21 protein-coding genes and 1 pseudogene are annotated in these 22,141 nt (G+C 61.6%); 11 read left to right on the plus strand and 11 right to left on the minus strand.

The annotated features are described in order from the left end of the window. Nucleotides 1-8 precede the first annotated feature (8 nt). On the minus strand, nucleotides 9-1,400 hold the full coding sequence (locus B9A95_RS09205) for a sensor histidine kinase (RefSeq protein ID WP_245808222.1): 1,392 nt from the start codon (nucleotides 1,398-1,400) through the stop codon (nucleotides 9-11). 304 nt (nucleotides 1,401-1,704) lie between these two features. Then, nucleotides 1,705-2,373 (minus strand): response regulator transcription factor, encoded by a 669-nt coding sequence (locus B9A95_RS09210; RefSeq protein ID WP_084046693.1) that lies wholly within the window; start codon nucleotides 2,371-2,373, stop codon nucleotides 1,705-1,707. Between the two features lie 96 nt (nucleotides 2,374-2,469). Here B9A95_RS09210 and B9A95_RS09215 point away from each other — a divergent pair, with 96 nt between their 5' ends. After that, complete coding sequence (locus B9A95_RS09215) at nucleotides 2,470-2,877, plus strand: hypothetical protein (RefSeq protein ID WP_084046695.1); 408 nt, start codon at nucleotides 2,470-2,472, stop codon at nucleotides 2,875-2,877. Nucleotides 2,878-3,592: 715 nt separating this feature from the next. On the opposite strand, the gene B9A95_RS09220 is transcribed toward B9A95_RS09215, so the two are convergent. Both B9A95_RS09220 and B9A95_RS09225 read right to left on the minus strand, forming a co-directional pair. Then, a complete protein-coding gene (locus tag B9A95_RS09220) occupies nucleotides 3,593-4,393 on the minus strand; it encodes an SDR family NAD(P)-dependent oxidoreductase (RefSeq protein WP_084046697.1) in 801 nt (266 codons plus the stop codon). A 1-nt stretch (nucleotide 4,394) separates the two neighbouring features. Continuing rightward, the gene (locus tag B9A95_RS09225) at nucleotides 4,395-5,732 is read right to left on the minus strand and encodes a family 1 glycosylhydrolase (protein ID WP_212648283.1); all 1,338 of its coding nucleotides are present in this window, start codon (nucleotides 5,730-5,732) and stop codon (nucleotides 4,395-4,397) included. Nucleotides 5,733-6,450: 718 nt separating this feature from the next. Between B9A95_RS09225 and B9A95_RS09230 the strand changes: the two genes are divergently transcribed. The 5 genes from B9A95_RS09230 (at nucleotide 6,451) to B9A95_RS09240 (ending at nucleotide 10,420) form a co-directional block, all read left to right on the plus strand. Continuing rightward, nucleotides 6,451-7,866, plus strand: a complete 1,416-nt coding sequence (locus tag B9A95_RS09230) for a replication initiator protein A (RefSeq protein ID WP_084046699.1) — start codon at nucleotides 6,451-6,453, stop codon at nucleotides 7,864-7,866. Between the two features lie 973 nt (nucleotides 7,867-8,839). Continuing rightward, nucleotides 8,840-9,541 (plus strand): SDR family oxidoreductase, encoded by a 702-nt coding sequence (locus tag B9A95_RS09235; RefSeq protein ID WP_084046700.1) that lies wholly within the window; start codon nucleotides 8,840-8,842, stop codon nucleotides 9,539-9,541. Between the two features lie 131 nt (nucleotides 9,542-9,672). Next, the gene (locus tag B9A95_RS33480) at nucleotides 9,673-9,837 is read left to right on the plus strand and encodes a hypothetical protein (protein WP_170928540.1); all 165 of its coding nucleotides are present in this window, start codon (nucleotides 9,673-9,675) and stop codon (nucleotides 9,835-9,837) included. Then, nucleotides 9,834-9,995, plus strand: coding sequence for a hypothetical protein (locus tag B9A95_RS33485; protein WP_170928541.1), 162 nt, complete (start codon nucleotides 9,834-9,836; stop codon nucleotides 9,993-9,995). The genes B9A95_RS33480 and B9A95_RS33485 overlap by 4 nt, the downstream gene beginning before the upstream one ends. 116 nt (nucleotides 9,996-10,111) lie before the next feature. Further along, a complete protein-coding gene (locus B9A95_RS09240; RefSeq protein ID WP_084046702.1) occupies nucleotides 10,112-10,420 on the plus strand; it encodes a hypothetical protein in 309 nt (102 codons plus the stop codon). A 141-nt stretch (nucleotides 10,421-10,561) separates the two neighbouring features. On the opposite strand, the gene B9A95_RS09245 is transcribed toward B9A95_RS09240, so the two are convergent. From B9A95_RS09245 to B9A95_RS09260, 4 genes are all read right to left on the minus strand, one after another. Then, nucleotides 10,562-11,404: an alpha/beta fold hydrolase gene (locus tag B9A95_RS09245; protein WP_084046704.1), complete on the minus strand. Its 843-nt coding sequence runs from the start codon at nucleotides 11,402-11,404 to the stop codon at nucleotides 10,562-10,564. After that, nucleotides 11,397-11,831, minus strand: a complete 435-nt coding sequence (locus B9A95_RS09250) for a MarR family winged helix-turn-helix transcriptional regulator (protein ID WP_084046705.1) — start codon at nucleotides 11,829-11,831, stop codon at nucleotides 11,397-11,399. The genes B9A95_RS09245 and B9A95_RS09250 overlap by 8 nt, the downstream gene beginning before the upstream one ends. Before the next feature lie 214 nt (nucleotides 11,832-12,045). Next, complete coding sequence (locus B9A95_RS09255) at nucleotides 12,046-12,396, minus strand: hypothetical protein (protein WP_084046706.1); 351 nt, start codon at nucleotides 12,394-12,396, stop codon at nucleotides 12,046-12,048. Between the two features lie 601 nt (nucleotides 12,397-12,997). After that, on the minus strand, nucleotides 12,998-13,510 hold the full coding sequence (locus B9A95_RS09260) for a GNAT family N-acetyltransferase (RefSeq protein WP_170928542.1): 513 nt from the start codon (nucleotides 13,508-13,510) through the stop codon (nucleotides 12,998-13,000). Between the two features lie 73 nt (nucleotides 13,511-13,583). Between B9A95_RS09260 and yczR the strand changes: the two genes are divergently transcribed. Then, nucleotides 13,584-15,029, plus strand: coding sequence for a MocR-like transcription factor YczR (gene yczR / locus B9A95_RS09265; RefSeq protein ID WP_084046707.1), 1,446 nt, complete (start codon nucleotides 13,584-13,586; stop codon nucleotides 15,027-15,029). Between the two features lie 610 nt (nucleotides 15,030-15,639). Here yczR and B9A95_RS09270 read toward each other — a convergent pair. Together B9A95_RS09270 and B9A95_RS34525 are read right to left on the minus strand one after the other, a co-directional pair. Then, a complete protein-coding gene (locus B9A95_RS09270) occupies nucleotides 15,640-16,077 on the minus strand; it encodes a hypothetical protein (protein WP_084046709.1) in 438 nt (145 codons plus the stop codon). A gap of 342 nt (nucleotides 16,078-16,419) precedes the next feature. Continuing rightward, a pseudogene (locus tag B9A95_RS34525) lies at nucleotides 16,420-17,406 on the minus strand (IS630 family transposase). 464 nt (nucleotides 17,407-17,870) lie between these two features. Here B9A95_RS34525 and B9A95_RS09275 point away from each other — a divergent pair. The 4 genes from B9A95_RS09275 (at nucleotide 17,871) to B9A95_RS09290 (ending at nucleotide 21,504) form a co-directional block, all read left to right on the plus strand. After that, a complete protein-coding gene (locus B9A95_RS09275) occupies nucleotides 17,871-18,923 on the plus strand; it encodes a type 2 periplasmic-binding domain-containing protein (protein ID WP_084046710.1) in 1,053 nt (350 codons plus the stop codon). Further along, the gene (locus tag B9A95_RS09280; RefSeq protein WP_084046712.1) at nucleotides 18,920-20,449 is read left to right on the plus strand and encodes a substrate-binding and vWA domain-containing protein; all 1,530 of its coding nucleotides are present in this window, start codon (nucleotides 18,920-18,922) and stop codon (nucleotides 20,447-20,449) included. Before B9A95_RS09275 ends, B9A95_RS09280 begins: the two co-directional genes overlap by 4 nt. Then, nucleotides 20,436-21,065, plus strand: coding sequence for a hypothetical protein (locus tag B9A95_RS09285; protein WP_084046714.1), 630 nt, complete (start codon nucleotides 20,436-20,438; stop codon nucleotides 21,063-21,065). The genes B9A95_RS09280 and B9A95_RS09285 overlap by 14 nt, the downstream gene beginning before the upstream one ends. 205 nt (nucleotides 21,066-21,270) lie before the next feature. Further along, nucleotides 21,271-21,504 (plus strand): hypothetical protein, encoded by a 234-nt coding sequence (locus B9A95_RS09290; protein WP_084046715.1) that lies wholly within the window; start codon nucleotides 21,271-21,273, stop codon nucleotides 21,502-21,504. A gap of 338 nt (nucleotides 21,505-21,842) precedes the next feature. Here the strand turns inward: B9A95_RS09290 and B9A95_RS37000 are convergent, their stop codons facing one another. Further along, entirely contained in the window at nucleotides 21,843-22,136 is a 294-nt protein-coding gene (locus tag B9A95_RS37000) for a zinc ribbon domain-containing protein (RefSeq protein ID WP_425429928.1), read from the minus strand. Nucleotides 22,137-22,141 lie beyond the last annotated feature (5 nt).

Here is a 22,141-nt window from a genome sequence, read left to right on the forward strand (position 1 = left end):
CTCATCTTCTAAAAGTTGGTTAAAGGCGAAATGGCCTCCTCGCCCGGCAGAGTGACGTCCACCCGCGCGCCACCGCCCTCTGCCCGCCCCAGGTGCAGGGTACCCCCGTGCACCTCCACCACCCGCCGCACCACGGCAAGCCCAAGCCCAAAGCCTTCCACCTCGGTCAGTCCGCGCACGAAGGCGTCTGTCAGGACGCCTCCCGGAAAGCCGGGGCCGGTGTCTTCCACCCGCAGCGCCGCGCCCCCACCAGGCTGGGCTGAGACGTCCACCAGGACCCGCCCCCCCGGTGGCGTGAACTTCACCGCATTGCCGATCAGGTTTTCGAGCACGCTGCTCAACAAGGTGCTGTCGCCGCGCACGGGAGCCGAGGCCCCGTCCAGCCACAGGTCGAGGTCGCGCCGCATCGCCAGCGGTTGCAGCAGGTCCACCGCCTCGCCCGCCAGCGTAAGCAGGTCCACGGTGGGCCCACGCGACGGCCCCAGCGGAAGCAGGCGCTGCGCCCGGGTGAGGGTCATGAGGTTGCCTGTCAGCTGGCGCAGGCGTCCCGCTGTACGCTCCGTACGTTCCAGGGCCGCGTGCCACTCCTCCGGGGGCCGCTCCCGCGAGAGGGTGTGTTGCAGGTCCGCGAGCATCGCTGTGACGGGCGTGCGCAACTCGTGCGAGGCGCTCGCAAGAAAGAGGGTTTCACGTTCGCGCTCGGCTCGCAGCGCCCGCAGGCTTTCTGCCAAGGCGCGGGCGAGGGCGCCCACCTCGTCGCGTTCCTCCAGGCCCGGCAGCGGACCAGGCCCGTCGAGGTGCCCCACCCGCCGCGCCAGTGCCTCCAGGGGCCGCAACGCCCGGCGCACCTCGCGGGCCACCAGCCAGCCCCCCAGCACGCTGAGCAGCAGCAGGGTCATGGCAGCCACCGACGCGTAGCGCTGCATCAAATGTTTTAGGGGCAGCAGGTTGCGCCCCACCTGCACCACGACCATGCCGCCGCGCCGCGATATCACCTGATACCCACCCACCTGCCGCGCCCACGCAGGCCCACTCCCCTTCAGAAACTCGGGGTCCAGGGTGTCGGGCCCCGAAGCCCCACCCGCCCACCGCAGCTGTCCATCCACATAGACGCGCGCTGACGCCGTAATACCGCTTTCTTCCAGGATATCGTCGCCGATATCGTCAAGTTGACTGGGCGTGGACTGCACCACCGCGAGCAGTGCGTCGGCCTGCGACGCCACCTGCCGGGCCACCGAACGCAGTTCCACCTGCCACAGCACCACCCCCGCCACTCCTGCGAATGCGAGCAGCGTGCAGAGCAAAACACCAAAGGTCAGGAGGGTCAGCCGGGTGCGCAGGGTCAGGGGCCTCAGGGGTGGCGTTGCTGGAATGGTGGCGCATTCCAGGTGGAGAGGCAAGGGGCGGGACTCAGGGCCAACGTCTTGAGGGCGAGCTTCGCCCGCTGTTCCCTCCTCACCCTGGAGATGCAAGAAAGGCCCTCGTTCTCCGTGCTGAGACGAAGTCACGAAGGGTGCTGATCCGAAAGATTCGCTTTAAGAGGGTCTTGCCGCTTCCTTCTCCCGGCCTTCAATGCAAAGGGGGAAAGAGGTGAGAACACCACTCAGGGCAATTGCGGGAGGGACAAGCTCGCTTTGACCCGCTCCCCGGTGGAACGGGCGCAGCTGCGGGGGAGTGCGTCAGGCGGGGGTGAACCCACCACCCTTACTCCCCTTCCGGAAAGCTGTAACCCAGGCCCCGCAGGGTGCGCACCGCATCGTCGCCGAGTTTGCGGCGCAGATTGCGCACGTAGGTGTCCACCACGTTCGATTCGGCCCCGAAGCGTCCGTCCCACACACGGTCGATCAGTTCCTCGCGGGTATAGACCCGACCTGGATGCGAGGCCAGCACCTCCAGCAGCGAGAACTCCTTGGCCGTCAGCGCCACCCGTGCACCTGACCGGTACACCGCCCGTGCGGTCCAGTCGAGCCGGAGGTCGCGCCAGACCCGCGTGCTTTGCACCTCCGCCCGGCCCCGGCGCACGAGGGCCCGCAGCCGCGCCTGGACCTCCCCGAGATGAAAGGGCTTGACGAGGTAATCGTCGCCCCCAGTGTCCAGGCCTTCAATACGGTCTTCCACAGCGTCGCGGGCCGTCAGGAACAGCACCGGAAAGGGAATGCCCTCCTCGCGCAGCTCCCGCACGAGATCAAAGCCCGACCGGGGACCCTCCGGCAGTCCCACATCCACCATCAGGGCGTCAAAGGGGAAACTGGCGGCGAGTTCGCGGGCCTCCTCGGCACAGCCTGCCTCGTCCACCGCGTACCCGGCTTCTCTCAGGCTGGCCGCTAAGGGACGGCGGATTTCGGGTTCATCTTCAACCACCAGGAAACGCATGCCTCAAGCTACGCCCGCCACATCGAACTCAGATGGAGACCCCCGGTGAGGTGAACCTAAATCCGGCTTTTAGACAGCCCGGCCACGGTCCCAGCGGTGACCTCCACCTTCGGCCGGCCCCTGGTGGCCACGTCTACCTGCGCCGCCACGGCCCGGGAGCAGCGGCTGTTGGCCGCGCGATGGCTGGCCCTACACGGCGAGTTTGGCCACGCGTCCGCCAGTTTTGCCAGCTTGATGCTGGACGTTCAGGCCCTGACCGTGCCGGGCCTATTGGGACCGCTGCCCTATCGTGCGGTAGGGCAGGCACGGCCGGCGGCAGGTAATCCCCTTGCACCTGCTGAAGGTTGGAGCGACTTTGCACGTGTTTTTCGGGACACTGTGCGGGCCCAACGGGTCACGCCCGCGCTCACAGGCTGCTCGGCAGCGTTCGCGCGTGCGGCAGGTGGCGAGGTGCGGCGGGCACTCCGCCTTGGAGCGACGCCGCACCTGGACGCGCAGCGCTGATCCTCCCGGGACAATGCGGGAAGTACCATGCGCAACAACGTTAACCGGACGCGGCGCGCGGGGTGGAGGTTGCAGCCCGAACCTCAGCCGAGCGACGCGGTGTGGACCGAGATCGAAATTCTGGGCTGCCCGTGGCTCGCCTCGCGGGCGAGCGCTGGGCTGGGTGCTGGACCCCTCACCCCGGCAGCACCCAGCCCAGCGCCGTTTTTTCCTGGCGCGGCAGGAGGGGCCGGCTGTGGCCTTTTTGGCCTGCATCCCCTTGGGGGCCCGGGGTGGCTGGTATCTGGAGGACGTGGTGCGCGCTTCCGGCGCACCGGGCGGCACCGCGGCCCTCCTCGTGCAGGAGGCCATTGCTGCGTTGCGGAAGGTACGCAGAGCGTTACCCTGGGCTGCGCGCCCCTCGCCGACCTGAACCTGCCTGGCGAGGATTTCCCACGCTCCTGGCCGCTGGAATGAGGTGCCCATGCCCCGCGCCCACTGCTCTCCCGCCATTACAACTGCGAAAGGCTCCTGCGCTTCAAGGCCCAGTTTCCCGGCACCCACTGGGAAGGCGCATACCTCCTGTTGCCCCCACCCGCTTCCGGCAACACTGGGTCTGAGCGCCCTGACGCGGGCGGTGTGGCGGAAGGGGCCACCGGAGGCCGGTTGAGGTGGGCCTGTTTTCGGCGGTGATGTGCCAACCCAGCGGTCAGACCGCCCACCGTTTGGCCGGCAGTTACAGGTGATCGAGTCGCCCGCCGTCCACGATCAGTTCCGTGCCCTGCACAAAAGCGGCGTCGTCCGAGGCCAGGAAGGCGATGGCAGCGGCAAGGTCTTCGGGACGGCCCACGTCATTGGGGTTGATCTTCTCCACGCCGCTTTTCACATTGGGATTGTTCCACAACATCGGCGTGTCCACCGCGCCCGGCAGTACGGCGTTCACGCGGATGCCGCGCGGTTTGCCCTCGATGGCGGCGCTGCGCGTTAGTGACACCAGGGCCGCCTTGGCAGCGGCGTAGGGGGCCACCAGCGCTTCGGTCTCATGGGCGTGGATGCTGGAAACATTCACGATGGCCGACCCCGGTTTCATCACCTCAAAGCTGCGCCTCAGAAAGGAAAAGGCCCCCAGCAGGTCCACTGCCAGCACGCGCTGCCAGTCGTCCACCGTCAGTTCAGTGATGGGCTTGAAGGTCATCAGCCCGGCGTTGTTCACCACGACGTCCAGCCTCCCGAAACGGGCCACGGCTGCGTCCACGCAGGCATCCACCTGCTGAGGGTCCGATACGTCGCAGGCCACCCCCAACGCGGCGGGCGCCCCGGCAGCTTTCATCTGCTCGGTGGCCTGTTCTGCAGCGTCACCATGAAGGTCCGCGATCACCACCCGCGCCCCCTCCTGCGCAAAACGTTTGGCCGCAGCCAGGCCAATCCCACTTGCCGCGCCAGTCACAATAACGACCTTGCTGCCGAAGCGTCGGGGCAGGGCAGGGGGCGCAGACGGCGTGGACTGGGCAGTGTTGGGGGAATCAGATGCAGTCATGTCAGGCTCCTGTCGAAGAGGTGGGTGTGGGGGACGTGGGCTCATTGCCTTGGGCGGTGGCGTCCTGGGTCCGGCGGGCATGGCGGGCCTTGTCCTGCAGGTCCCGCACGGCCTCGCTCTCCTGCTGGTTGGGAGGAAAGACAGGTACGGTCAGCACGACGCTCTGGGTGGGGAGAACGTCACGCCACTCCGTGATGAGGCGGCGGTACGCCTCGCCCACGGGCCGGATGTTGCGGTTCAGGTCGTACAGGCCCAGCGAATTGACCGTCCCATTGTTCTCCCGCAGCGCCGTGTCCCAGTCCACCTGGTCGGTCAGCGAGTACCAGGTAAAACCCACGATGGGCAGGCCATCGTTGCGAACGCGCAGCACATTGGCCCATTCCTTGCGCAGCCAGCGCACCGCCTCGTCGCCTCCCGCACCCTGAGAGAGATTCGTCTCGGTGTGCATCACCGGCAGGCCGTAGCGGGCGTAATACTGGCCTGTGATCACCGAGTAGCCGTAGATCTCCCCGCTGGCCTCCGTCAAACCGTCGGGGTGAACGAGATGCTCGTTGGTAACGTAGTAGTCGTTGCCCATGATGCAGTGGTGCTTGAGGTTGTTTTGCAGGAAGAAGTGGTAGTCCTCCCGCGTCATGCCGTTGTCGAGCAGGTACTCGTACATCTCCGACCCCACCCGGTGCCCGTAGTTCAGGTCCAGCGACAGAAAGCGCACCTCGTTCATGAATTCCGCCCGGCCAATGGCGGCGGGATTCTCAGCGTGGAAGTACTCGCTGGACTCGCTCTGGATAAAGATGGCGTCGGGACGGGCATTCAAGATGGCCTGCATCCCCAGCACGTTGGCCTTGACAATGTGGCCCAGCGCCGTCACGAAGCTGCGGTCGGTCGTCATTTGCTCGTTCCACCAGCCGTACTTCGCCGAGAACAGGGCGCAGATGTACATCTCGTTGACGGGCGTGTACAGCTGCACCCAGGGAAAGCGCGCAGCGAAAGCAGCCGCGTAACGGGCAAACTGAACCGGGAAATCGGGATTTTGAAAGTTACCGATCCAGTCGGGTACCCCGAAGTGGCACAAGTCCACGATGGGCGTGATGTTGCGTGAGCGCAGCCCCGCAAACGTCTCGTCGGCAAAGCTCCAGTCGTAATGGTCCGGACCCAGCCAGGTGGTGTGGATGGGCGGCCCGTAGCGCAGGTACCCGACGCCCAGTTCCCCCACGAGGTCAAAGTCCTTTTGCCAGTGCGTGTAGTGCCCGCACTTGTCCATCTCGTCCTGCCTCACCCGCCCGCCCTGCACCGTGGGGTACGAGTTCTCGATGCCCGTGGCAAACATGAAGTAGATCAAGGTCGCACCTCTTCCGGGGCCTGCTGCCCAACCGACAGGTCCAGGGTTCTTTCAGTCTCGCACCGTACCTGCGGGCCTTAACGCCCACATGAAACGCGCGCGTCCACCCACAGACCGTCAGCCGCCTGCGGGAGAACAGTCCAGGCGGCCTGACCGAGTCTGCGCAGTTTCCAGAGGTTGTTGAGGCGAGGCCCGGGCAGAGACGAGAGGCAGTTGCACCGCGGAGCCCCTGGAATCCGCTGCGCCGCCCGGGGATCACCGTGGAGGTGGGAGCGCATGACCTCAACGTCGGGCGTACAGGAGCCCCTTCCCGAACGCATTAGGGGGGACAGCGTTATGTTTGCGTGACATGGCCCAGGCCCCACCAGACTGCCGGGTATAGGTGCCGCACGGGTAGAAACGTGCGCCGCTGCCCTGCCCGGCACTGCACGGTTGCGCTCCTTCCCGTCACCCTGAAGCCACATGCGTCGGGAAACGGTCAGCTTGGGTGGAGCGCCTGAATTCGTCGCAGTACTGGAGCAATTCGCGCGCCGCCTCGCCCAGGACCGGCCCCCGCAGCCCGTGTGGGTCATAAACGTCTGAGAATCCGGCACCAGGACTTGCGAGAACACCGCCTGACCAGAAGGTCAGATGTGGTTTGCCCCACGCCACCATCTCACGATGCGCTGCGTTCCTTTCCCAATAGACCGCGGAGTGGCGCGGCAAGTACAGTGACCGCATGGGGCAGCCGCGGGGCAAGGATCAGGAGAAGGACGTGTTGAGGGGCCACGACGAGCGGAACGTGGCGGCCCTCAACTTCATTCCTGTTCAGGAGCGGTTGCCCGAGGACCTGCTGCGCCTGGAACGCATGGTCATCCGCACCAACGGTCAACCGGCGAAAATTGTGTGTACTGGCGTGCCCGGCATCGGCATGGCCCGCGGCAGCGACAACGACCTGCTGGTGGCGCTGATCAACGTGTACATTGACGCGGGTTGCCCTGCCGACGGGATCATCACCACGAGTGCGTATGCGCTGCTTAAGCTCTCGGGGCAGGGAACCAGCGGCAAACACTACCAGGCCCTCTCCCAGTGTCTGGCCCGGGTCTTCAACACGACGTACCACATCACAGACGGCTGGTTTGATTTTCACGCCAAGCGGTACACGACGGTGTCGTTTCGCATCATTGACAGCCTGACGCGCACACATCGTGAGGAAACAGGCGCGGACATTACGCTTGACAGCCGCAGCGTCTTGCGCATTCGTCTGAGCGAGGAAATTACCAAGTCCATCCGCAACGGCTACATCAAGCCCCTGAACCTCACCGACTACCAGAGCCTGCCCACGGTCGGCTCCCGCACGCTGTACCGCCTGCTGGACATGTACCTCGACGAAGCAGCGACGCGCGGCGATCCCAAACCTTACCGGATGGCGGTCTCCCTGATGACGCACGCGCAGAATTGCGGCGTCCTCAACCGCCGTCCTGACCACGTCCGCCGGGCGCTCGACAGCATGCACGAGCCCCTCATCAAGATGGGTTACCTCGCCACGGTCAATTACGTCGGGAAGGGTCTGAAGACCACCGTTCACTACACGTATGGGGAGACCACCTCTCCCATCAACCAAGAACACGTGGCCCTGCTGGTCAAACACGGTGTTCACCGGGGTGTGGCCGAGAAGTACGCCCGCAACTTGGGGGAGAAAGTTGTCGTCGTCGTCGCAAAATTTGCAGAGGAACTCAAGCGCCCAAACAAGAAGATCGAGAATCCCGCTGCATACCTCGTCAGCCTGCTCAAGGACGTGGACTCGATCGTCGCGCAAACCCGCAGTGACGAGTTGCGCAAGCAGGATATCCAACGCACCCGCAAGGCGTCCCAGGCGAAAATCGTCAAGGCAGAGGCGCAGCAGAACCATCTTTTTGAGGAAGAGCTGCACCTGGCCATCCAGAAAGAGGGGCCAGAAGCGGCGGTCGAGTTTATGCTTACCTCCTTCAAGGTCCGGCAACTTCAGCGGCACGGGCTGGAACTGCATGAAATTGATCAAGTCCGCAACGCGGTCCTTGAACGCCGAGTGGACGCGGCGCAGATGCACGCCATTCTCAACCGGGTGCTCATGTCGCCGGAGGTAGGAATCCGCGACCTCCGCGCGCTGCTCTGACTTCTCCTTCCCCTCGTCTGTCTGAGCCGTTTCGGCGAGGTGGTTTTTGCCGTCCGGCGTATGTACACGCGGCTGAGCTTCACCCCTCAGCCCTCGTGGAACTTGGGGGATCTGGAGAGATATTTCTCGGGTTCAACGTGGGGGGCCAATCGTGGAACTTGGGGGGTTTTGGAATTCCTATTATCGTGGAACTTGGGGGAAACGGCTCGTCAAACTCGTCTGACAACATGTTTTACCCACCTCCCCTCAACTCACGTGGAACTTGGGGGATTTTGAGCTCGCTGTATCGTGGAACTTGGGGGAATCAAGGAGAAAGGGCGTATGAGGTGCGGCAGTGTCCGCCGTGACCCTCGTGGAACTTGGGGGAAAAATATCGTGGAACTTGGGGGATTCAACGTCTGGACTATCGTGGAACTTGGGGGAACACGCCTCAAAAGTACCGTGGAACTTGGGGGAAAACATCGTGGAACTTGGGGGAAAAGTGCCAAAAGCGCTGTGCCAGACGGACTTTACCTCTGCTCTATGATGATGACATCAATCTTTTTCTTCTTTTATTAAAGAAAAAACATCATTCATGCGGTGCGCTCCTGTCTGTTGCCGGGTCTTACCGGTGGCGGCCGAACACTGGTGATTCTCACCACCTCTGTTTTTGCTGCAGAGGTTCAGGAAGGTACTTGCGGCGGCGAGGCGAGGAGTCCCTCGCCGCCACGGACGGAAGGAAACTTCAAAGCGGCACATGGCTGGTTTCCCTGAACGGCGCTCACGTCGTGCCTTGGAGCTGTTTAGGGTGATCGGGTGCGAAGCAACGGCGCTGTATGGGAAACTTCGACGCTCCACCTGATGGACCACACGCCAAACGGGCGTGTGGTCAGCCGACGTTACCAAGGGTTCGGCGACTATGACGAACCGTCAGTGGCGCGCCGAGAACATGCGGGCGCCCTCTCCCGCTGTGCAAAACCGGGGAGAATGAAACATGACGAGACAGAAGGTAGCCCTCGTGACCGGGGGTAACCGCGGTATTGGTCTGGAAGTCTGCCGCCAGCTCGCCCAGCAGGGCCTGCACGTGCTGCTTGCCGCGCGGGGTGAGGCCCAGGGAGAGCAGGCTGCTGCGGCCCTGCACTCGGGCGGGGGAGCCGTCACGGCCGTCTCCCTCGATGTGCGGGACGACGCCTCCATTCAGACGCTCGCGGCCCACGTACAGCGTGCCTTCGGGCGCCTCGACATTCTCGTAAACAATGCTGCGGTGCTGCTGTGTGAGGGGGACAGTGCCCTGATGACGCCACCTGAGGCGTATCAGGACAGCCTGGAGACGAACTTTATGGGTCCGCTCCGGCTGTGCCAGGCGTTCGTACCAGGCATGCGGGAGCGGGGGTACGGCCGCGTGGTGAATGTCAGTAGCGGCGCCGGGCAGCTTTCCAGCATGGGTGGGTATGCCCCAGCGTACTCGGCGAGCAAAGCCGCCTTGAACGCCCTGACGCGCTTGATGGCGCACGCGGGGGGGCCAAGGGTGTTGGTGAACAGCGTGGATCCCGGATGGGTGAGGACCGACATGGGGGGCCCTCGGGCCCCGCGCAGTGTCGAGCAGGGCGCGGACACGGTCGTGTGGCTCGCCACCCTGCCTGAGGGCGGACCCACCGGCGGGTTCTTCCATGACCGCAAGCCCCTTCCCTGGTAAACGGTGTCCGTCGCGTCGAACGGACATGCTTACGGGCGCTGAATCTGGCCCACCGGCCTGGTAGAAAAGCCATTTGCCTTCATATTCAGGGGCATGTGGACCGTGCCATTCCCTGGCCACCCAGGAGGCCCATGAACCTGAAACGCAGGGCCTTGCCATTCCTCGCCGCGCTGCGGCTCTCCCCTGCTGCCAGAGCCGACCACACCAGCGCCGACATCAAGGACTTCCGCATAGTGTGCGCCGATGTCGGCTTGGAGGCGAAGACGATGACTTCGCGGAGGAAGCGTATGGCGTGATCGCTGACGGGCTGAAGAAAGCGGGCATCAAGCTGTTCGCCGATCCCTGCCAGGAGAAAAGCACGAGCACCACCCGGCAATTGAACCTGCTCTACTCGTTCAGCACGTGGGGGCGGGAGAGACGCTCGACCTGCCTGTCCGATTTTTGCAAACTTTGAAGTAGCAGTACTTCCTGGCTCCTGCACGCTTCCTCAGCATCACGGCCGCATAAGCCAAGAAGCTCGGGAAGACCGTCGGGATTTGCCCTGACCAGCATGAGGTCGAACTTGACCTCATGCTGAACCTCCTCCGGGAGAAGCTCAGACGCCCGGAACTCGCTCAACAGCTCGTGAACGCCTCTTCCCCCACCGCGGAAGGGAACACCTGGGGCAATACGTATGGAGAGATCTGCAACGGGGAAAGTCGGAATGTACTTGGGCGGTTGCTCGAACAGGCTCGCCGGGAACTGCTGGTGCAGGACCGTCGTCCCAACACCACCCCGCTCCCCTCCCCGGGCACCCAGGAGGCCAAGGGCACCCTGCCGACTGGTAGCGCAGGGGGAGATGCCGAGCATGACCTGCGAGGCTTCCTGAGCCCGTTTTAGAAGCCCTGGTGCACCACGGGCTGGTTGATCTCGGACGCCTTTGGTCACATGCGGGCAGCATTGCACGGGGAACAGGACTGGGTCGTCGGCCCAGGGGCGCACGTGATTATCGGTCAACCGGCGCTGTGGCGGCCCAGGAGCTCAGCGAAGAAAGAAGTGACCGACGGTACGCGCGACCTCTTCAGGCGCGCCCTTATCGAGCCCAAAATGATCGAGCGTCGGGTAGACCTGCACCTCGGCGTGGAGTAGAACCTCGCTGAGCTGCCTAATGGTGGGCTCTACCCAGTCGAGTGGATCGCGTCCTCCCCGGAGAAGCAGTACTTCCGCTGCCACGTCCCGGTAGTGGTGGTGGGTGCTGTCGAGTGCTGCCAGGGCCTGATGCTCCCTGAGGTTCTCGGGGAGCAGGCTGAGCAGTTCGCGGAGTTCATCCGGCTTGACGAGGCGTGGGAGGAGGAACTTCATGAGCCAACTCGGAGTCCGTTGGGCACGTTTTGGGCCCGTACCTCGGATAAACTCCACGAAGGCATCAAGGGATTTCCCCTGGAGGAGTTTCTGCTGGTACGTGTGAATCCAGTTCATATTGATGGAGCCGCCGATGGATACGCCAGGCTCATAGGTAGCAATTCGGGAGAATAGGCGCTGGGTGCGGGCCGCTTCAAGGGCGATCAGGCCACCGAAGCTGTGGCCGACGAGAAATGTTGCGCCACTCGCCTCCTGGACAGCGAGGACGTCCTCCTGTTCCTTGAGGACACTGTAATCCTTGCCCTGGGGGCCGCTCAGGCCTCGCCCGCGCCGTTCAACGGTATGAACTGTGAAGCGCCGTGAGAGGGCATCAGCAAAGCGCGCATAGTTGGCTGCCGTCGAAAGGACTCCGGGGACTACCATCACCGACGGCCCCTGGCCGAGGGTGTGATATGCGATCCGCGTGCCGTCCCGGGAAAGGACAGTGGAGGCTTCGCCAAAGGGGAGTGGAGTGTTATTCATCGGGGCTCCTCTGGCCGACCAGAGCCTGGTTCAGCCGCTGCGTCAGGTCGGCGTAGTGTTGAAGGTCAACCCCGGCCTGGGTCATGAGTTCGTCAAATTTGCCGTCGAGTAATTTCCGCCCCTGTGCCACAAAGTGGCTTCCCTGAGGCGTGAGGCTGACCAGGCGTTTGCGGGCGTGTTCTGGACTGGGCACGACCTGTACGTAACCGTCTTGAATGAGTCCCTTGAGCATGGTGCTGATCGCCGGGTCGCTGTAGCCGAGCGCGGTAGCGAGTTCGTGCTGGGTAACGGTTCCATGGTGCTGGAGCATGAACAGGAAGAGTGCGCGACTGTATGAGATGCCGAAGTGGCTGCGCAGCAGTCGGTCAGCGGCGCGATCAAGCTCGAAGACGAGCCGGTGGAGAAGATACGAGGCCGATTCAGTCATATAGTCTTAAGTCCTTAATATTAGGAGATTAATACTCAGGGCGACTTCTGTCAACGGCGCTTGGCGTGACGGCGTCGCCGTCCGGGAGCGACGGTCTGAGCAGCGGGCACCGGACCAGCGTCCCTGTTCTGGCCTCGCAGCCCTTGAGCGTGTTCCAGGCCTGTCTGGAAGTGGGCAGAGTGTACCCACCAGAGAGCACTCGCTGGACCAACGTTCACCAGGGGTCCGTCGTGTCCTCCGGGGGGATCCCGTTCTCCGCGATGTGCAGCGCACTGGTTTCCTGTGCATTCGTCACCTGCTTCCAGCTGGGGTTGAGCTGCGCAGGAGTCTCCGCGATCACGCCAATGCCCTGGACCGTGATACTCCCGCAACTGCCACCCGCGTGAGTTTGCGCTTCGCCCCAGAGAAGGCAGAGCAATTCATTCAATACGCCAGAGTTGAGATGGGCGACGAACCCACGGTCCGCTCGCTGGTTCTCCGCGTACTGCTGCGGTGCCTTAATCCCTGCGTACCCGTCCACCATGGCATGGGAGAAGGACTTGATGGTGTTTGGGAGGTGTTTCATGCCCAGAGCTGAGCCTTGATAGGTGCGGCATACCCCTTCTCTAGCCTCCGCACATGTGGAAGCCCGAGTGGAGCAGGAACAGGTCACCCTCGCAGAGGAGGCCGTGGTGGTTCCCCGAAAGGAAGGGACTGCCCGGCTGTTCGGCCCGAATCGAAAATACCGGTGTACACGGCAACACCGAGCCCCTTTGTCACGCGGCTTGTTCGGTGGATTCGGCAAGGCGAGAACGTGCTGCTCACGGGCCACCAGCGACGTTCAAGACGACGAGCGCGATTTAAAGCAACGGTGACGGAAGGCGCGCACCTCGTGATGATCGGTCGCCGCCCGGGTTGGAGGACCGCGACTTGTTTGGGGGGTTGTACCCGAGTGCAAATGGCGTGCGGCACGGCCAGCTCCGAGAATTCCACCACCGAGGAAGTTGACACCCATGTGCAAGAGGCCTGAACTTGAAGTTCAGGCCTCTTGCTTAACCACCTCACGCCAAACACGACACAGTTGGTGATAACACTTGTAGGAGTCTAGTATAAATTGTTAAAATGAATTAATTGGTAAGACGGCTCAAGTGTATGTATCAAACTCAATCAGATCTGTCGGCTTGGTGTCACAAGTGCATGCGCATAAATACATTCGCTCGGGCAAACCGCATAAAGGGCCATTCTTCAATGCTCAAGCGCTGAAATCCTACTGTCTCGTATAAGCCTATCGCGGGCACCAATATATCGCTGCTGGCAAGAAAGAGTGTGCGCGCCCTAAGCGACCGGGCCTGCTCTATGGCATGCAAGAGCAGTTTTCGCCCAATCCCTTTCCCACGGTATTCAGGCGTCACTGCCATCTTTGCGATCTTGTAAATCCCCGGTCCGTAAGCCATCAGTGCAACGCATCCGACAGCCCTGCCCTCACAATAAGCCAAGTACACCTGTCCACCCGGCCCAATCACCTCTCGCTGGGGATGATGGAGAATGTCCAAATCACTCTCCTCTAGTTCGAAGTGCGCTGTAATCCATTCCACGTTCAGGTCATAAAAGGCCTGTTGGTCATTTGCGTCCTTCATCGGAGCAATCGTCACAGCCTTGTGGGTGTCAACGTTCAACTGACTGTTAATTGCTATCGTCACTTCTGGTCCCCCTTGATGTAATCTAGGAGAATCTGGTGCTACTGGATAGAGCCAGTTTGGATAAACTGGTACCATGACCCAGCGCAAAATCACCGCAACGGCCCTGGTACACCTTCTTGGACCATGGACAGGCCGCGGACCGGCGTACCTCAACCTCTCGCGCAGCATTCAACACCTGGTTCTTGACGGCCGCCTTCCCCTGGCGGCGCAACTCCCGAGTGAGCGTGCGCTTGCCGAAGCTCTGGGGCTCAGCCGCAATACCATCAAGGCGACGTATGACGTCCTTCAGGACGAAGGGTTCTTGCAACTCCGGCCAGGTGTGCGCGGTGTCATTACTCTCCCACCACTCGCCAGCACGCCGGGCGTCCCTCTTCCCCCGCTGTCCAACCCGCACCTCATTGATTTTGCCGCAGCTGCCCCGAATGCTCCAGAAGGCGTTATCCACGAGGCATTCACGCATGCCCTGACAGCGCTGCCTGCCTACCTTCCGACGCATGGGTACACACCGCTCGGACTACCCGTCTTACGGGAGGCCATCGCTGCACGGTATGCCGCCCGAGGTTTACCCACCACTCCGGAACAAATCATCGTCACATCCGGTGCCCAGCACGCCTTCAGCCTCATTGTTCGTACGTTCACCAGTCCGGGGGACCGCGTCCTTATTGATCAACCCACCTATCCTCACGCCCTTGACGCTTTGAGGGGCGCGTCCTGCCGACCTGTACCCGTCCCCCTGACACCCGAGGGGTGGGACCTTGAAGGGCTGGAAGCCGCCGCCCTGCAGACCTCGCCTCGCCTGGCGTATCTCATTCCCGACTTCCACAACCCGACTGGGCACCTGATGCCGGCCGCCATGCGGATGCAACTCACGCGTCTCTTTCGAAACACTCGCACCCTCGTCGTAGTGGACGAAACGCTCACCGAACTGGCCTTGGATGTTCTGCCTCCATCTCCTTTCGCGTGTTACGACCAGCATGACGTGGTGGTAAGCATCGGCTCAATGAGCAAATCTTTCTGGGGTGGCTTACGCCTGGGATGGATCCGTGCCCCACGGCACTTTGCTGAGCGGCTGGGGGCGGCGCGCTCAACTGTTGATCTGGGCACGCCAGTGATGGAGCAACTGGCGGGTGCCTGGCTACTGCAAAATCCGGACCCATTCTTAAAGCGGCGCCGTGAACAACTCCGGGAGCAGCGGGACGTGTTGGCGGAGCAACTTACCCTGCATCTTCCCCAGTGGACGTACCGCTTGCCGGAAGGTGGGTTGTCATTCTGGGTGATGCTCCCGCAGCCGGTCGGAATGTCCCTGGTTGCTCACGCCGATCGCTTTGGACTGCGCCTGACAGCTGGAGAGCGCTTCGCACACGACGGTCTCCTTGCGCGGCACGTACGCCTTCCATTTACACGTCCCGTAGAAGAACTGTGCGAAGGCGTCACGCGTCTCACGCATTTATTCCATAACGTTGTGGGGAGCGGACCTCAGCTTGGCAACTTTGGAATTAACGGTACCCTAGAAGTGTAGTTGCCAACATGAACCAGGTGGATCCCCAGAGCTTCAAAGAAAGGGGAAAACGGTGAATAGTGGAACGAGAATTATCGTTCGTGGTTCATTCGCTCAGTTCTAGCCTGTAAGATGCCCGGTTTCCATCCTTGCGGACAAGGTCAAGGTGTAATAGAGACAATTCCTGCCTGGTGGAGTATAATTGGCTCATTCAGTAGTAATTTGCTGAAGAGCTAAAGGGAGTCTTATTATGAAGTTGCTATCTCCTTTTTGACACTGTTTCGCATTTTGAAAGCGGTTAATGTCAGGTGAATCCATCTTGGTAGTTTCTGGCTCTATAAGTAGGTCACCACTGCTGTCGCCCCATCTTAAGCCTTATGGCAAAGCCTACAGAGACACAGACCTATTTACTCTTATGGCTGAAGGTTTGTAGAGACTACTTGGCATGGGAAATGATATGTTGCCAAGAAGTCATATTAAGTAAAACACAAAGCCACTTATTATAGATGAGCCAAGTCGGTTACATTAATATCTCGGGCTCTGATCGGAGAGGTCGGTATTAGGCTACACCAGTCCAAGCAGATGGTTTGAGATGAAGAAGCTGTGCAACAGTACCCCTGAGTAATTACGCCTAGTCCTTAGGGCACTCTATTTTATCGTGCAGGTCTATCGTTTTCCCCCTGGTCTTGGTATATACACTCCAGTTCTCACCCTTGAAAACGATGCTGTACTGTGTGCTAAAGCTTTGTCGTGGCAAGGTAATCCAGCAGATGCGTACCCCCGAATTGTCTTCGTACAAATCAATTGTGGTGGTCTTCTTTCCAGGCTGGGTGTTTTCTACCACAACCCCGTAGATACAGGTGTAGACACTGTTGCTCCCATCGGGATCGCAGCCTCTCACTATTTTTACCACCCTACTGTCAGGGTCGTTCATTGTTTTGTAGCGCTGCTCTGTCGAAGTGATGAACATTTTAAAATTCAAATCGTTCTGCTCGGATGGGGCGCGTACCGCAGATGCGGGCGCAAGGACGGTCATAAGCAGGCCAGCAGCAATGGAATATCGAGTCATAGGTATTCTCCTTTGAGAGACTGCTCAATAGTACTGAATGACGCGCCGCGCGCTTACCCCCGACCTTGCTGCCCGTCTCCTCCGCCTGAAGGACCAGCTCAGCAGGTAGCGCTTCTTTCACGCCTCGAATCCAACCCATCGCTCTGTCACAAGATTGAGGAGCAGCGCGAGCGGAACAGGACCACAACGCCGCTCTCAACATCCTGAAGCTCGGACTCCGTCTGGTGTGTCCTACCAGAACGGGGGAGGCGACTCCCGAAACGCTTGTGGAGACAGAAGAAGACCAGCCCACGCCGCCATTTGTCGCTGATGCGAGAATCCCACCCTTTTATTGCTATCGGCTCAGGTTTGAGACGAGCGATATGCGTGGGTGAGCTTGGTGGGAAGTCGTGAGGCGCGAACGCGACGCCCGGCGAAGTTCAAGCGACCTTTCGCCCTGATCTTTGGGGCAGAAATTGCCGAGCAGGTGCCCTTTGACATGGGCCCAGAGGTGCTCGATCGGGTTGAGCTCAGGAGCATATGGCGGCAGGTATTGGATGGTGAGACGCTGTTGCTGCTCAACGAAGGCCAAGAGGGCCTTCGTGTGATGAATGCGAGCGTTGTCCAGGACGACGACCAAGTCGCCTTTGATATGTCGGAGCAGATGTTCAAAGAACGCGAGCACTTGAGGCCCTCGAACGGCTCCTGGTACAGTGTGCTGCAGGAATTGACCACCCGTCATCACTGCACCCAGGGTCGACAGCTTATCCCACCCAGCTTTGGCGTGAATGATGGGGGTCTGCCCACGAGGAGCCCAGGTCCGCGTGACCGTCGGTTTCAGGCTGAAGCCACTTTCGTCAACGAAGACCAGCGTTGCGCCCTGAGCGACCTTTTTTTTCCAACTCGGGTCGGACGATCTGCCCCCAAGTCTGAACGGCTTGTTCGTCCCGTTCCATCGCGCGTGGATCGGGTTTCTGAGGAGGGCAGCCCAGCTGATGGAGTACCTTCCTCACGTGATCGCCGTGGTACCACACCCCAAATAGCACCCCGATCACCTCCCGCACGCGGGAGGTGATCCAGCGCTCATCCTTGTACCCCGCGGCCTTCGAACCCGCCCCGAGTAGGGCTTGGAGCTGCTTGAGTTGTTCAGCAGTCAGGCGACGCCGAGGACCAGTGGCCCGCGTTGCCTCGAGACTGCCTCGTTCTCGGAGTCGTTGTATTCAAGTCCGCACAGTGCCTTCTGAGACCAAGGCGGTCGAGCACTTCAGGATCTTGGAGAAGTTGCTGCACATATAGCCGTCGTTCTTCGGGTTGCGCCCGGCTCAGCCTCAAGGGTCGCCAGACCTGCACCACGACCCCAGTCTACCCTACCACTCGTTCCAGACTTGAGCCGGTATCAATAAATCGGGCTTTGGGTCTGTCACGATTGTGGGCAACTGAAGTTGAGCACCACAGCTTGGCGTTCGAACTCCGAAGGCAGCAAGTAGCCCAGGGGAGAGATGCCGGCTCCCCGGTCCTGGGCGGCTTGTTTTTTGTTGTCCTTATTTAGGGGGATGTGGGTCCATGAAGGGTGGTGCTCCTGACGCTTTACCCCCGTTTCTAAAAGCGGTTGGATTGAAACGTACTTTGCCGTGACACACTTTACTCGTGGCCCTCCCTAACGTTACATGTGCTGACAAGAGCGTGACATAACGCGCTCATCCTGAACTCAGGATGAGCGCCTACACGACCCAGAACGGCCCGGCAACGATGACCAGGGCTTGCGCACGGGCCCCGCACAGCGGGCCTACCCTCTTCTCGCAGCGGAGTGACTGATGAAGCGCGCCCTCGCTCCACTGCTGAGCGCTGCCCTACTTCTCGGTGCTGTTTACGGCGGATACCGCAGTTACGTGCACAATTCCCCGGGAGTCACAGTCCTTAAAGGCGTCATTGGCTCAGAGAAAGCCGAGTTCTTCGCTGACCCGGACGTAATCGCTGCGCTGGAAAGACGTGGTTTGAGGGTCACGGCCGAGACTGCCGGATCGCGTGATATCGCCACCCGCGCCCTGATCGGCTATGACTTCGCTTTTCCTTCTGGAAGTGCCGCCGCGCAGCAGACTGCGCGCATAGCCGGGAAAAAGGCGCAGGTGACCGAAGTCTTCTACACGCCGCTGGCCGTCGCTACCTGGAAGAAACTGATGCCAACGTTGGGACGGGCAGGCGCGCTGAAGGGAGAGACGCTGAACGTCGCGCGCCTGCTCTCCCTCGCGCAGAACGGGAAACGCTGGCGGGACCTGACAGGCAGTCCATACCGCAGTGCCAGGACCGTCCTGGTGTCCACCACTGACCCCAGGACGTCCAGTTCTGCCGCGGCATTCCTCGGGGTGGCTGCGTTCACGCAGAACAGAGAGCAGGTGCCTGACGCGCGGAATGTCCCCGGGCTGCTACCGAAGCTGCGGCCACTGTTCGCACTGCAGGGCTACCAGGACGCCACCTCCCAGGGGCCCTTCGAGGATTACCTCGCCATCGGAATGGGCAAAGCGCCGCTGGTGCTGGTGTATGAGGCCCAGTTCATCACCGCTGGACGCGCTGGTCGCCTGAGCAGCGGTATGCGCCTGGTCTACCCAACGCCCAACACCTACACGCGGCACGCACTGGTGTCCCTCAGTGACGGCGGCCAGCGTCTCGCGCAAGCGATGACCGAACCGGAGTTGCAGGTTCTCGCAGCAAAACACGGCTGGCGCACCCTTGACCCCAAGGTCTTCACAGCGGCCATGCAAAGCGGTAACACGAACACGTCAGCCAAAGATACGGGTGACGCCGTGGATCTCCCCGCCGCACCGGTGCTCGACGCCCTCGTACAGGGCGTCACGGGAGGAACGCAGTGAAGCGCGCTGGCAGAGGCCTGAGTCTCCTCCTGGGTGCACTGCTCACGGGCTGCGCGCCGCACCCCACATCGCCCACGCTCACGGTCCTTGCGGGATCGGAACTTCGCGACCTCGAAGGTCCAGTCCTGGACGCGATTGCCTCCCAGACGGGCGTGCGGCTCCAGTTGAAGTACACGGGCACCATCGACGCTGCTGAACGCCTCGCTGCGGGCGAACAAGCGGACTTCGCGTGGCTGTCCAGCGACCGCTACCTGCGGCTGCAACCGGAAGTTGCCAAACGCCTGCTGACGCGTACCCCCACCATGCTCAGTCCGGTGGTGCTGGCCGTCCGCGCAGACCTCGCGCAGAAGTGGGGCTGGGATAAGGCGGTCTCCTGGAAAGACGTTGCGAGAAAGGCAGGCAGCGGGGAATTCCGTTTTGCCATGACCAACCCCGTGGCCTCCAACTCTGGATTCAGCGCTCTGGTCGGCGTCACTGCTGCGCTTGCAGGTGGCAGCGACGCCGTCGCACTGGACAAACTGGACACGCCGGAAGTGCGCGGCTTCGCCAGAGGGGTCGTGCTGAGCGCGGGGTCGAGTGGATTTCTCGGCGAGGCGTACATCCGTGATCAAGACAAACTTGGGGGGATGATCAATTACGAGAACGTCATCACACAACTCAACGCGTCCGGAAAGCTGCGCCAGCCGCTGCGCGTCCTGATTCCCGACGAAGGCGTTGTTACTGCGGACTACCCGCTGATCCTCCTGAATCCTGACGCCCGCGAGGCCTACGGACGGGTAACGGATTACCTGAAAACATCAGCAGCGCAAACCCTGGTCAAGGAAAGGACGGGCCGCCACCCACTGGGAGGGCAGGAAGACATGCCGCTTGAACTGGCCTTTCCTGGCTCACTCGCAGCCATTGAGGCGACGCTGAGCGCCTACCTCAACGAGAACCGCCGTCCAGCGAGCACGACCTTTGTGCTGGACGTGAGCGGCTCAATGCAAGGAGAGCGACTGGACGCACTCAAAAGCTCCCTGCAGGCCCTGGCGGGTGGTGATGTGAGCGTCACGGGGAGATACGCGCAGTTCGCTCCACGCGAGCAGGTCCGGTTCCTCACCTTTTCCAGCAAGGTTCACGACCTGAAAAAGTACCAGGTGGGGTCAAGCGGCCATGAGGGAGCTGCCCTGCAGCAGATCAAGGACTACGCGAAACAGCTACAGATTCAGGGCGGAACGGCGATCTACGACGCCCTGACCAGTGCACTCCAACAGCTTGAGGGCGAAGGGCCACAACCAAACCGCATCCGCACTGTGGTGCTGATGACGGATGGCGAGAACAACGAGGGCATGGGCCTTCACGACTTTCTCGCGGTACGCGCCGCAAAGCCTCAGCACGTGCGGGACGTACGAATCTTCCCAATTCTGTTCGGTGAAGCCAGCCCAGATGAGATGGAAGAGCTTGCCCGCGCGACCGGTGGGCGAGTGTTCGACGCGCGTTCCAGACCGCTGCCCAGCATCTTCAAGGAAATTCGTGCGTACCAGTAACGCTGTCCTGTACCTGTACTCGAACAAACACCTGGCGGGAAGTGCCCTCGCATTGCTGGGGCTGCTGCTCATGTTCACGGGGGTGATTGGCGTAGGGTGGCCACTGATTACGCTCGCGCTGTACGCCGCAGGGGCGCTGGCGGTGCCTGGAGAGCCACGGGGTGCGCTCCCCACCCCGGCACCCGTACACACTGCCGACGTTCTCGCCCGCCTGCAGGAACTCGAAGACCGAACGCGCGGACGTCTCCCCCGGGAAGCAGAGACTCGTCTGCACGGAGTGATCAGCGCCATCCGTGAAGCCCTGCCGCGCTTACGCAACCTGGAAAAACTCGGTGACCGGGGCGCGTACCTGGTCCGGGAAACAGCGCTGAGCTACCTTCCCACAGCGGTCGAGGCTTACCTTACGCTTCCCCCAGCTTACGCCCGGCTGCACCGCCGTCCAGATGGCAAGACACCCGCCGAGTCACTCTCTGTCCAACTCGCGTTGCTCGAAGGCGTGATGAACCAGGTCGTTGAGGACCTCGCGGGGGACGACGCGACAGCCCTCGAAACGCACGGGCGGTTTCTCCAAGAACGCTTTCAAACGCCTGCACTCCATGTATTGAAAAATCCGTGACTCCTGAAGCCAAGGTAGAACGGCACAAAGTGGAGGTTCACGCCATCTGGACTGGAACGCGGCCGCATGGCGCGCCTTTCCTGCCAAAAGATCGTCCCTGCCCTGGAGGTCGAACGCAGAGGAAATGAGCCCACGCCACCTCAAAGGGGGGTGCCTCTTGAGGATAGTGTCATCCAACTGGGCAGGCGCTGGCTACAGTTGAGGTATGAGCGACGACAAGAGCATCGGCGAACGCCTGGGGAATGCTGTAGACGCGGTCAAACACAAGGTCAACGAGGGTGCAGATCGTGCCCGTGCCGAAGGGCACGACTTCAAGGCAGAGACCACCGACAATCCCATCGAGAGTGCTGTTGAAAAGGGCAAGGGCTTGGTCGATCGCGGGAAGGCTGAACTTCACGAAAATGCCAGTGAGCATGACGCCAAGGACGCCAGCCGCTGAGGACGGGCTGTTTCAACGACTGGAGGGGAAGCGGGATCGCTCGCTTCCCCTCCACTATGCCGACTTGGATCGGTTCTCCGTACAGGACGAGGACGGCCCAGGCTTCGTCCTGCCCAGCCCACCGCGTGGCTGACAAGGGCCACAGCTATCAGGTGATCCGGAAACACCTGCATTCACGCGGGACTCACGTGACCTTTCCCAGTCCCGAAGATCAGGGTCCAGGCATCTGCTTTGATACTGCTGGGTTTAAGAATCCTATGGCTCTGGCCGTCGGATTCTCGCTTCATCGAGGACTGCCTGCTTTCGCAGGTCTGACACCCTCTCCCGGGTATTGAACGTCACCGCGTGCCCCGCGACGACGATTTGCGAACGCTCTTCCCGCTTAACGTTCCGGGCGGCGTTGAGGTCGCGGTCGTGAACCGCTCCGCACCCGCACGGCCACTCCTGGTCCAGGAGGGTCTCAGATTCGCGTTGATGCCGGCGCACTCTCCACACAGCTTGCTGGACGGAAACCAGCGCTCTATGACCGCCAACCACTTCCGGTCCCACTGGGCCTTGTTGGTGAGCTGGCGGCGAAACTCCCCCAGGGGTTGGCAGGCGCAATCCCGTCGACTCTTGACGGTAGTCCACATATAGA

Origin of the sequence: Deinococcus hopiensis KR-140 (assembly GCF_900176165.1) — a bacterium.
GTDB lineage: Bacteria > Deinococcota > Deinococci > Deinococcales > Deinococcaceae > Deinococcus > Deinococcus hopiensis.